Source organism: Buchnera aphidicola (Eriosoma lanigerum) (assembly GCF_964059125.1).
Taxonomy (GTDB): domain Bacteria; phylum Pseudomonadota; class Gammaproteobacteria; order Enterobacterales; family Enterobacteriaceae; genus Buchnera_D; species Buchnera_D aphidicola_C.
Window position 1 is genome coordinate 228,140 of record NZ_OZ060395.1, and the last position, 12,035, is coordinate 240,174.

Consider the following 12,035-nt stretch of genomic DNA (forward strand, 5'->3'; position numbering starts at 1 on the left):
GAGAATTTTATAATGAACAAAGAAATAGAAACACAAGTAGTAGTGTTAGGATCAGGACCAGCTGGATATACAGCTGCATTTCGTTGTGCTGATTTGGGTTTAAAAACTGTATTAATAGAAAAATATAGTACTTTAGGTGGTGTATGTTTAAATGTTGGTTGTATTCCTTCTAAATATTTATTATATATTTCAGAAGTCATTAATGATGTAAAAGGATTATCGTCTAAAGGTATAGACTTTGGTGTTCCAAATATTGATTTGTCTAAAATACGTTTTTGGAAAAATAAAATATTAGATCAATTAACTAATGGTTTAAACACTCTTGCAAAGCATAGAAATATAGTAGTATTACATGGTAGTGCTTCTTTTAATACTAGAAATAGTATTATAGTTGATAATAATCATACTAATATTTGTGTACATTTTTCCCATGCTATTATTGCTACTGGTTCTAAATCTATAAAATCGAAACTATTTCCTAGGGATAATACTCGTATTTGGGATTCTACAGATGCTTTAAATGTATCTATGATACCAAAACGATTTTTAATTGTTGGAGCTGGAATTATTGGTTTAGAAATGGCTACTTTTTATAGTGCTTTAGGATCTAATATTGATGTTATTGATTCTTCTAGTCAATTGTTACCTTTTCTTGATCGTGATATTATTGCAATATTTAAAAAAGGTATTAAAAAACAATTTAATTTAATATTAAATGCTAAAATTGAAGTAGTAGAAAGTAGAAGGCATGAAGTTTATATCAAGATGAAAGATAATAATAAAAAAGAATTTGAATCTTGTTATGATGCTGTTTTAGTAGCAATAGGTAGAAGAGCTAGTTGTAATAATTTAGGATTAGAACAATTGGGAGTACAATTAGATAATAATGGTTTTATTATTGTAGATAAACAACTTAAGACGAATATTAAAAATATTTATGCTATTGGAGATGTATTAGGTCATCCAATGTTAGCACATAAAGGTATTTATCAAGCTAATATTGCTGCAGAAGTAATTTCTGGTAAAAATCATTATTTTGAACCTAAAGTTATACCTGCAATAGCATATACTTATCCTGAATTGTCTTGGGTAGGTGTGTCAGAAGAAGAAGCAATAAAATTTGGTATAGATTATGTTAGTGCTGTTTTTCCTTGGAAAGCTTCAGGAAAAGCATTAGTGTCTAATTCTGGAAATGGAATGACTAAATTAATTTTTGATAAAAAAACTAATAGAATTATAGGAGGTTCTTTAGTCGGTAAACATTCTGGAGAACTATTGGGGGAAATAGGATTAGCTATTGAGATGGGTTGTGATGCAGAAGATTTAGCATTAACCATTCATGCACATCCTACTTTATATGAATCAATTGGTTTATCTGCAAAAATATTTCAAGGTACTATAACTGATATTTTAACTCACAATTAATTATTTCTATGGTTTATTTAATTATTATTAGATAGTGATATTCAGTTATATTATTGGTATAAGATTGTGCAGGTTGGGTACTGCATAATCTTAATGTAAATAAGATGAATACATAATAATAAATATATTATATTAATTTATTTTTTGTACATGAAATATATAAATAGTATTAATATTATACTTAATAAAATTTTTCTTTATATAATTTTATTGTATACTTTGTATATGATTTTTGCATGTTATAATATGTAATTTGAATTAATAAAATCATTCAGAATATTTCAAGAATAAATAATATCATAGATATAAATTATAAAATTAGTATAGATTGTATGTATTTGTTTTCATTTATATTGTTATATACATAAGTATAAAAATATTAATTTTATTGAAATAAGTTCCAGATAAATTCAATATAAAATTATATTGTTTCATAATTTTATTGTAATTATTACGATGTATAAATTTATTTGCATATACTAAAATTGTTACTATAACTTTTACAATTAATAATTATTATAGAATAATATTTATTTTTTCAATTAAATAAAAGTATAAGTTTTTTAAAATATTGTAGATAATACAATATTATATTGTATAAATATTATGAATATAGTGATTATATTTAGTATTTTTATTTATATGATAAATGTAGTAGATATTCAAATTAATACATTTATTTAAATTTTTAAATTTATTAATTCTGTTTTTTAATTATTTATTTTTATTTAAAATTAGTTTTAATTTTTATTTATTAATAATTTTAGAAGATTTTTTGATAATTTCAAAATATTTATATGCATTTATTATAATAAAAAATTTAATATTTTTATTTTTAGTTTTGTTTTTTATTAATATTTAATTATTTTAATTTTTATTACTTTTTAATATTAATTACGTAATTTTCATAGCAAGTAAATATGATAACATGAATAAGTTTAATTAAAATAACATATTTTTTATTATAATAAATTTTATATAATACATTTTTTTATTAATTAATATTTATATTTTTATTTATAACAAAGATTATTTGTTCTTAATTAAGTTTTTTTTAATTTTCTTATATATTATTAATTTAAAATATTAGGCAGTAAGAGTAAATAATTTATATAATTTTTTTTTTATTTTAAGTGTTTTAATATAGATTGAAATATATTTAAATTATTTATACTAGATAAAGTAATAAATTTTTTAAAATCAATGTCTCCATTTTTATTGGCATAATCTGAAATAGAACGAATGACTAAAAATGCAATATTAAATTTATAACAAACATGAGCTATAGCAGCACTTTCCATATCTACGGCAATTGCATTAATAAAATGTTTTTTAATATAAATAGTATTTTTTTTTTGAAAAATGAAATTATCTCCTGTTACTATATTACCTTCCATATATTTAATATTATGTTCTAAAACAACTTTTCGATATATTTTTAACAATTTTTTATTTACGGAGAAAGATTGAGGAAATCCTGGAATTTGTCCTATTTTATATCCGAATTTAGTTAAATTGACGTCATGATAACTAATTAAATTAGGTATAACAATATTACCTGGTTGTAATAAATTATGAATACTACCAGCTGAACCTATATTAATAATTATATCTGGATTATATACTTTAATTAATAAAGTTGTGGCAATACTAGCTAAAACTTTTCCAATTCCAGATTTTAATAGAATAATTTGAAATTGAAATAAAGATCCAATATAAAATTGATATGTATTATGATGTTCTATAGTTTTTTTATCCATTGAATTTTTGAAGAATTGAATTTCTTCGTCTATAGCACCTATTACAGCTATTTTCATTTTTTTTTTTTTTTTTTTTTAATTAATCATGGATTATAATTAAGAATATATTTATATAAATATTAAATATAAATAAATATTTAAAATAATAACGTATTAATATATTAATTATAAATAATATCTTATATATTAAATGACAAACCGCAACTACACGTATTTTTAGCGTTAGGATTGGTTATAATAAATTTAGAACCTTCTAAATTTTCTTCGTAGTCTATTTTTCCTCCAATCAGATATTGTAATGTAATAGAATCGATAATTATTTTAATTCCTAATTGTTTTATTATAAGATCATCTTCTTTTATTTTATCATCAAACATAAATTGATATTGAAAACCAGCACATCCTCCTCCTGTAATATATATTCTTAAATGCATATCTTTTTTTGATTGGTTTAAGATTAAATATTTAGTTCTTTTTGCTGCAGCTGGACTAATATTAATTGGTATATTTAATTTTTCCATTATATTTTCACTTTATATGGGTTATATTAGTAATTACATGTTAGTAATGTATTAATTTTAATGAATAAAATTAAAATATTGATTTTATTAGTTTTTATATTGAATATATTTTAAATATATAAGAGATTATATTTTATGTATATAATAAATTATGTTAAAGAATATAATATATATATTATTTATTTTAAATCAATTATCAATATTCTGATACTATTTTTAAAATGTATATATAGATATCATATAATTTATTATATATTTTATATATTATTAATATATAAATTGTTAAATATTGATTATTTATCATTATATTATAAATAGTAAATATTAAATTTTATAGTTACTATTTATTTAGTTTCTTTTTTCGAAGAAAAGTTGGAATGTCTAAATAATCAGATGATTTATTATGAGTATTTTTTTGTTCATTATTTCTTTTTTCTTTATTATGAATAGTATTAAATCGATAATTTGTAAATATATCTTTGTTATTTTTATTATTTACAAGATTAATATCTTCATTATGTTGTATAGATATTCCTGTAGCTACTACAGTAACACGAAGATCTTCATTCATTTCAGGATCTAATGATGTTCCTATAACTACAGTTGCATCATCAGAAGAAAATGATCTAATGGTATTACCAACCGATTCAAATTCATCTAGTCTTAAATCAAATCCTGCTGTAATATTAACTAATACACCTCTTGCTCCTGATAAATCAATGTCTTCTAGCAATGGGCTAGAAATAGCTATAGCAGATGCTTCTTCAGCTCGGTTATCTCCTGATGAAATACCTGATCCCATCATAGCATATCCCATTTCAGACATAACAGTTCGAACATCAGCAAAATCTACGTTCATTAATCCAGGACGAGTTATAAGTTCAGCGATTCCTTGTACAGCTCCTTTTAATACATTATTAGCAGCACCAAATGCATCTAATAAAGAAATTCCTCTAGATAGTACTTTTAATAATTTATCATTTGGAATGGTAATTAAAGAGTCTACGTGTTTAGATAATTCATGTAGTCCTTGATCTGCACATATCATTCTTTTTTTTCCTTCAAAATGAAATGGTTTAGTAACTACAGCTACTGTAAGTATTCCTAGCTCTTTAGCAATTTCAGCTACTACTGGTGCTGCTCCAGTTCCTGTACCTCCTCCCATACCAGCAGCGATAAAGACCATATCTGATCCTTCTAATGTTGATTTTAATGTGTCTTTATCTTCTTCTGCTGAAATACGTCCGACTTCTGGATTAGCTCCTGCTCCTAATCCTTTGGTAATGTTTGTTCCAATTTGTATTGTTTGAGCAACTTCAATTTTTTTTAGTGCTTGTGCATCTGTATTAATTGAAAAAAATTCTACTCCTTCAATTCGTTCTCGAATCATATATTCTACTGCATTACCTCCTCCTCCTCCTACTCCAATTACTTTAATAATTGCATTATTACTTAATTCTATAGATTCAAACATTTTTTTTTCTCCAAATATTATTAGCTATTGTATATAATATCTTTATATTGTAAATATTGTTGATAATATTTAAATTATTTTTTTTACCCATGAATTTATTTTTTTTAACCATTTTTTACAAAAATTTTGTTTCTCAATTATGTTTCTTTGTTTATTTTTATGATATTTTTTCCTACCGTAGTAGAGTAATCCTAATACTGTAGAGTAATCAGGTTCATGAATTTGATCAATAATACCATTTATAATATTTGGTAATCCAATTCTAACTTTTTTATTAAAAATTTTTTCAGCACATACAGTTAATGATTTTATTTTTGCACTACCTCCAGTAAGTACGATTCCAGCTAGTAATTGATAGTTTTTTCCACTTTTTTTAAGACTATTTTGTATTTGTACGATTTCATTATTAACTAAATACAATAATTCAGAACATCTTGGTTCTATAATTTCAGTTAATGTATGTATTTTAAATTTTTGATTATAAATACCAGATTTATTCATTACTTCAATATATTCTATATCTGATGAAGTATAACTATTTATATTTCCATATTTGATTTTTATTTTTTCAGCATTTGTATAAGAAGTAGAAAAAGCGTAAGCAATATCATTAGTTATCGAGTTACCAGCATAAGGAATTACTTGACTATGTCTCAATATTCCATCTATATATATTGTAATGTCTAGAGTACCTCCTCCTATGTCAATAAGACAAACTCCTAGTTCTTTTTCTTCTTGAGTTAAAACAGCTATACTAGAAGCTAATCCAGAAAAAACTATTTGATTAATTTGAATACCACAATTTTTAATAGATTTAATGATATTTTTTTTTATAGTTGAGTGACATGTAATTAAATGTACATTAGCAGTCATTCTTATTCCGGATAATCCAATTGGATTTTTAATTCCAATTTGTTGATCTATTGCATATTCTTGAGGAATAACATGTAAAATATGATGTTCATTGGAAATTGGTACCGATTTGGCTGTGTGAATTATATTATCAATATCTAATTTAGTTATTGCTCTTTTATTAATAGGAATAATTCCTATCTCATTTTGACAGTTGATATCTTTAGTTGATATAGATAAAAAAATAGAATTTACGTTAGTTTGAGACATAACTTCAGCTGCATGAATAGATTGTTTTACACATTTTATTACAGATTCTAAATCATTTATAATTCCATTATATATTCCACGAGATTGACAAGTACCTATTCCAATTATATTAATTGTATTATCAATTAGTATTTCTCCTATTAAAGTAGAAACTTTTGTGGTACCTATATCTAACCCCACTATTATTTTTTTTTCTTCTAATGGAATCATTTTTATCCTATTTCATGTTTTGATGATTTTTTACAAATTATTTTATTATATAATTATAAATGGTATATTATTATTTAAAATAAATAAAATGTTTAGTATAAAAGTTACTATTATAGTTGTATAATATTATTACTAAATTAAATATAAAATCTATACAAGTATTATTATGCAATTGATTAATAATAGTTAATATTTTTATAAATAAATATAATTATATATGTAAGAACAATATATTCTATTATTTAATAGATTGGTTATTGTATATACAAAATAATAATCATATATTGATATGTTACTTTTATTACGAAATAATTTATAATAAAATATAATAATATGTATCAAAAAAATATTAATTTTTATTAATAACCAGATTTTATTTTTACATAATTTAAAGTATTAATAAACATTAATATATATATATTTATACAGTTATAACAATTAATTTTTTTAATTTATGTATATTTATACGTTATGTTTGTGATGTTATGAAATAATTTCAGCAATTCTTAGAATTGCACTTCTTGATCTTTTATTTTGATTAATTTCATTTTTAGTGGGGGTAATTTTATTAATTTTTTTTATTTGTATAATATTTTTTTTATGTTCTGTTTTCCCAGTAATATTGAAATGAGAAGAAATATTTTTTTTATAGCTATGTTGATTTAGAAAGTTTTTTATTATTCTATCTTCTAATGAATGAAAACTAATAATTAATAAACGTGCTCCAGGACTTAAAATATGTAATACATTATTTAATAACTGATTAATTTCTTCTAATTCGTTATTTATAAATATTCTGATGGCTTGAAAACTTTTTGTAGCAGGATGATGATTTCTGTATTGTTTTTTAGAAATAACGTTTGAAATTAATTTAGATAGATCTAATGTTCGAAGTATTGGATTAATTTTATTTCTTTTAACAATAGCTTCTGCTATTTTTTTTGCATAACGTTCTTCTCCGTAATTTTTAAGTACATCAATGATATTTTTTTTTTTTGTTTTTAGAAGCCATTTTGAAGCAGTAAGTGTATCATTTGTGTTCATCCTCATATCTAATGGTCCATCTTTCATAAAAGAAAATCCACGATCTGGATTGTCAATTTGAGGAGATGAGATTCCTAAATCTATAATTATACCGTTTATTTTTTTTATAATGTCTAATTTTTTTGCATAATAATATATTTTTGAAAAATTTCCATATATAAAATGAAATCTCTGATCATAAATTTTTTGAGAATATTTTTGGCTGAAAGGATCTTTATCTATTGCATATAATTTTCCCATTTTCCCTAAATGTTGCAAAATGTTTAAAGAATGACCACCATATCCAAAAGTTGCATCAAAATAAATACCATTTTTTTGAATATTTAAATATTCAATAGTTTCATTTAACATGACTGGATTATGTTTGTTATTATTTTTCATGATTTAATACGAAATATGTTAAAATTTAATCATATCATATTTTGAATGTATTACACTGTAAAATAATAATTTATATTTTATAAATCAGTATGATTAAAGTAATAACTAAAATTAGTAGAATTAATTATAAATTGAATCATACTGATTATCATATAACATGATTAGTATAGTATTTATTTTTAATTTTTATTTTATTGTAATTCCGACTACTCCAGATCGAGCTATATCAATTATTTTTGAAATAGATTTAACTAAATCAAGAAAAACATCTAATTTATTACTAGAACCAACAATTTGTATAATATAATTGCAATGTGTAACATTAATAATTTTTCCTTTAAAAATATTATTAATGCGATAAATATCTGTTTTTGTTTGATCATTAATTTGAATTTTTACTAACATTATTTCTATTTGTTTATGAGTAGAATCATTAATTTCTACTACTTTTAGAACGTCAATAAGTTTATTTAATTGTTTTTCAATTTGTTCAATAACTTTTGTTTCTCCTATCGTTTCTATTATCATATGCGAAATGCTTAGATCATCAGTTGGAGCAACTGTAACGCTTTTAATATTATAATTACGTTGTGAAAATAATCCAATTACTCGAGATAATGCACCAGATTCATTTTCTAATAATACTGATAAAATTTTTCTCATGAGATATCCTTTATTGGTCTAAGCAACATTTCATTCATTCCTCCACCTCGAATTTGCATAGGATATACATGTTCTGAACGGTCAATAGCTATATCTACAAAAACTAAGTGTTGATTAGATACATATTCAAGTGCAGATTGCAGTATATTTTCAAGTTTTTTAGGAGAATCTACATACATTCCAATATGTCCATAAGATTCTACTAATTTTACAAAGTTTGGTAACGATTTCATATATGAATGAGAATGTCTACCTTCATAAATTAAATCTTGCCATTGTTTCACCATTCCTAAAGATCTATTATTTAAGTTTAAAATCAAAATTGGTAAATTATATTGTTTTGCTGTAGATAATTCTTGGATATTCATTTGAATACTACCATCTCCAGTAATACAAATTACAATTTCATTAGGTAATGCTAACTTAACACCTAATGCAGCTGGTAATCCAAAACCCATTGTTCCTAAACCTCCTGAATTAATCCATTTTCTTGGTTGATCAAATGGATAATATAATGCAGTAAACATTTGATGTTGACCTACATCAGATGTAATATATGCTTTCCCTTTGGTTAGTTTCCAAATAGTTTTAATTACAGATTGAGGTTTGATTTTTTTTTCATTTATGTTGTATTGTAGACTATTTACATTTTTCCATTGATTAATAGATTTCCACCAATGTTTTAAATTATTATTTATTGTAATATTTTTTTTTGTTTTTAGTATTTTTATCATTTTTTGAAGAATATATTTGGCATCTCCAATAATTGGAATGTCTGCAACAACAGTTTTTGATATAGAAGTTGGATCAATATCAATATGTATTATTTTAGAATTAGGACAATATTTTTCTAAATTATTAGTAGTACGATCGTCAAAGCGTACTCCAATGGCAAAAATAACATCTGAATAATGCATTGTCATATTAGCTTCGTAAGTACCATGCATTCCTAACATAGAAATACTTTGTATGTGATTACCTGGAAATGCTCCTATTCCCATTAAAGATGTAGTTACAGGTATATTTAAAGTTTCAGCAATAACTTTTAATTCATGATGACTAGAAGAACTAATTACTCCTCCTCCAGCGTAGATTACAGGTTTTTTGGCATTTAATAATGTATTAACAGCTAGTTGAATTTGTTTTATGCAAGCTTTTTGTATAGGATTATATGATCTAATTTGTATAGTTTCTGGACGTAAATATAAAGTTTTTTGATGAGGGTTTAAAATATCTTTCGGTAAATCAATTACTACAGGTCCAGGACGGCCACTTTCAGCAATCCAAAATGCTTTTTTAAATATTTCTGGAATATGTTTGGTTTTTTTTACTAAAAAACTATGTTTTACTATTGGTCTAGAAATACCAATCATATCACATTCTTGAAATGCGTCGTATCCAATTAATGATGATGCCACTTGTCCAGATATTATCACTATTGGAACAGAATCCATATAAGCTGTAGCAATCCCAGTGATAGCATTGGTAGCTCCTGGACCTGATGTCACTAGTACCACTCCTGTGTTTCCTGTAGCTCTGGAATATCCGTCTGCCATGTGAGTAGCACCCTGTTCATGTCTTACTAAAATATGTTGAATACCCCCTAATGTTTGTAAAGCATCATAAATGTCTAAAACAGCTCCTCCTGGATAACCAAATATATGTTGAACTCCTTGATCAATTAAAGATTGAATTACCATTTCTGAACCTGATAACATTTTCATATCTTCTCCAATAGTATAAATTAAGTTTGTGATATTTTTATATTTTGTTATTTATGTTTATAAATTATATTTTCTAAAAAAATATATATTTATTTTTTTAATTAATAACTTGCTTCAGTAAGTAGTAAGAATAAATAGATTGTTTCTGATACGAAAATTGAATAGTATTTTATATATTTTATTATTAATTATATTACTATTGTAATGATTTATAATATATTTTGTAGTTATAAAATTGTATTTAATTTAATTAAGATTGAAATTAACAACAATATATGTTGTTAATGTAAAATTTTGTATTTAATTATGTGAAAAATATTAATATCTTCTAATGTATTTTAAAATTATATAAAGTTAGTAAAAAATATATGTTTAAAGAACATTGTAACGAGAAAATATATTTATATATATATATAAAATATACAATAGAGATTATATTTTGAATTATTATAAGCATTATATTTATTAAAATAAAAACTGTTTAAATTGTGGAGAATACCATGTATAAAAATGGTTATTCTTTTTTATTATAAAGTAAACGGATAATTTTTCTAAAATTGCTATTTTTTTTGCTTCTTTTAATCCTAAAACCATTAGTGCTGTATCCCATGCATCAGCTTCTAATGCAGAATTAGCTATCACACTTACGGATACTAAACTATTATTAATTGGTTTTCCAGTTATAGGATTAATTAAATGAGAAATATTTTTTTTATTAATTTTATAATAATTACGATAAGTACCTGATGTACTAATTGCTTTTCCTTTTTTAAGATTAATTATAGAATAAACAATGTTTTTATTATTAATTGGAGCTAATATAGCCACTGGAATATTATTTTTTTTTTGATTAGTTTTTCCTATGACTACTCCACCTATTGTAATAGTATAATTTTGAATTTTTTTTTGTTTTAAGAATTTGTTTAATTGATCTGCTGCAAATCCTTCTCCCATTGTAGACAAGTTAATTTGAAGATTTGGAATAGATTTTTGAATATATGTTCCAGATATATTTTTAACTAGTTGAATATATTTTATTCCTGTAGTATTAAGAATTTTTTTTATTTTATGTTCTGATAAATATTTTTTTGCTTTTTTGATAGGACCGAATCCCCATTTATTTATTAATGATCCTATAAAAATATCTAATGCTCCATGAGTTTTTTTTTCTATTTTTATTCCCATAGAAATAATTTCTTCTAAATCATTATCTATTAATTTTGGTTGTCTTGCTTTATATTTATTAAAAATTGATACAAATGATTTGTTATTCCAAGAAGATAATTTTTGTTCATATTTATTTAGTTTATTTGTAATAACTTTTTTTATGTTTTTTATTGATTGGTTGTGTAGATTACATTTAGGAATAGTAATTTTCCAATTTGTACCCATAGTATATCCATTAATTATTTCATTTTTTTTTTATAATTTTTATATCCACAATATAAAAATTATAAATACAGTAAATAATATATAATAGTATATTTAAATTAATTATTTTTAACATATGTATGATGCTCTATGGTTTATTGTAATAATTTAATTATTATAATTTATATGATACTTAATGTAACAATTATTACATATTTTAAAGTTAATATTAAAATATATTAAGAATTTATTGTAAATAATAAATAATATCTAAAATTTATCTTAATATTTTTTTTATTAGTTGAAATATGTATTTGTATATATATGAAATATAAAATTA

At 22.7% G+C, this 12,035-nt stretch carries 9 protein-coding genes; 1 reads left to right on the plus strand and 8 read right to left on the minus strand.

What is annotated here, in order from left to right; genetic code table 11:
• Positions 1 to 12 precede the first annotated feature (12 nt).
• Positions 13 to 1,425: a dihydrolipoyl dehydrogenase gene (lpdA, locus tag AB4W75_RS00970; protein WP_367679596.1), complete on the plus strand. Its 1,413-nt coding sequence runs from the start codon at positions 13 to 15 to the stop codon at positions 1,423 to 1,425.
• Positions 1,426 to 2,549: 1,124 nt separating this feature from the next.
• Here lpdA and AB4W75_RS00975 read toward each other — a convergent pair.
• The 8 genes from AB4W75_RS00975 to AB4W75_RS01010 all read right to left on the minus strand — a co-directional run bounded on the left by AB4W75_RS00975 (position 2,550) and on the right by AB4W75_RS01010 (position 11,716).
• Entirely contained in the window at positions 2,550 to 3,242 is a 693-nt protein-coding gene (locus tag AB4W75_RS00975) for a 5'-methylthioadenosine/adenosylhomocysteine nucleosidase (protein ID WP_367679597.1), read from the minus strand.
• A 122-nt stretch (positions 3,243 to 3,364) separates the two neighbouring features.
• On the minus strand, positions 3,365 to 3,709 hold the full coding sequence (gene erpA, locus AB4W75_RS00980) for an iron-sulfur cluster insertion protein ErpA (RefSeq protein WP_367679668.1): 345 nt from the start codon (positions 3,707 to 3,709) through the stop codon (positions 3,365 to 3,367).
• 337 nt (positions 3,710 to 4,046) lie between these two features.
• Positions 4,047 to 5,180, minus strand: coding sequence for a cell division protein FtsZ (ftsZ, locus tag AB4W75_RS00985; protein WP_367679598.1), 1,134 nt, complete (start codon positions 5,178 to 5,180; stop codon positions 4,047 to 4,049).
• Between the two features lie 69 nt (positions 5,181 to 5,249).
• Positions 5,250 to 6,512, minus strand: coding sequence for a cell division protein FtsA (gene ftsA, locus AB4W75_RS00990; RefSeq protein ID WP_367679599.1), 1,263 nt, complete (start codon positions 6,510 to 6,512; stop codon positions 5,250 to 5,252).
• A 483-nt stretch (positions 6,513 to 6,995) separates the two neighbouring features.
• Positions 6,996 to 7,937 carry a 16S rRNA (cytosine(1402)-N(4))-methyltransferase RsmH gene (gene rsmH, locus AB4W75_RS00995; protein WP_367679600.1) on the minus strand — a complete coding sequence of 314 codons (942 nt, stop codon included), beginning with the start codon at positions 7,935 to 7,937 and terminating at the stop codon, positions 6,996 to 6,998.
• Positions 7,938 to 8,123: 186 nt separating this feature from the next.
• Complete coding sequence (ilvN, locus tag AB4W75_RS01000; RefSeq protein ID WP_367679601.1) at positions 8,124 to 8,600, minus strand: acetolactate synthase small subunit; 477 nt, start codon at positions 8,598 to 8,600, stop codon at positions 8,124 to 8,126.
• Entirely contained in the window at positions 8,597 to 10,324 is a 1,728-nt protein-coding gene (gene ilvB / locus AB4W75_RS01005; protein ID WP_367679602.1) for a biosynthetic-type acetolactate synthase large subunit, read from the minus strand. The genes ilvN and ilvB overlap by 4 nt, the downstream gene beginning before the upstream one ends.
• A 465-nt stretch (positions 10,325 to 10,789) precedes the next feature.
• Entirely contained in the window at positions 10,790 to 11,716 is a 927-nt protein-coding gene (locus tag AB4W75_RS01010) for an FAD:protein FMN transferase (protein ID WP_367679603.1), read from the minus strand.
• Between the last annotated feature and the right edge of the window lie 319 nt (positions 11,717 to 12,035).

Excerpts from the sequence above, each read along its gene's own strand:
- lpdA (WP_367679596.1), top strand. The coding sequence starts at position 13 with ATGAACAAAGAAATAGAAACACAAGTAGTAGTGTTAGGATCAGGACCA.
- ilvN (WP_367679601.1), bottom strand. The coding sequence starts at position 8,600 with ATGAGAAAAATTTTATCAGTATTATTAGAAAATGAATCTGGTGCATTA.
- AB4W75_RS01010 (WP_367679603.1), bottom strand. The coding sequence starts at position 11,716 with ATGGGTACAAATTGGAAAATTACTATTCCTAAATGTAATCTACACAAC.
- ftsZ (WP_367679598.1), bottom strand. The coding sequence starts at position 5,180 with ATGTTTGAATCTATAGAATTAAGTAATAATGCAATTATTAAAGTAATT.
- ftsA (WP_367679599.1), bottom strand. The coding sequence starts at position 6,512 with ATGATTCCATTAGAAGAAAAAAAAATAATAGTGGGGTTAGATATAGGT.
- ilvB (WP_367679602.1), bottom strand. The coding sequence starts at position 10,324 with ATGAAAATGTTATCAGGTTCAGAAATGGTAATTCAATCTTTAATTGAT.
- AB4W75_RS00975 (WP_367679597.1), bottom strand. The coding sequence starts at position 3,242 with ATGAAAATAGCTGTAATAGGTGCTATAGACGAAGAAATTCAATTCTTC.
- rsmH (WP_367679600.1), bottom strand. The coding sequence starts at position 7,937 with ATGAAAAATAATAACAAACATAATCCAGTCATGTTAAATGAAACTATT.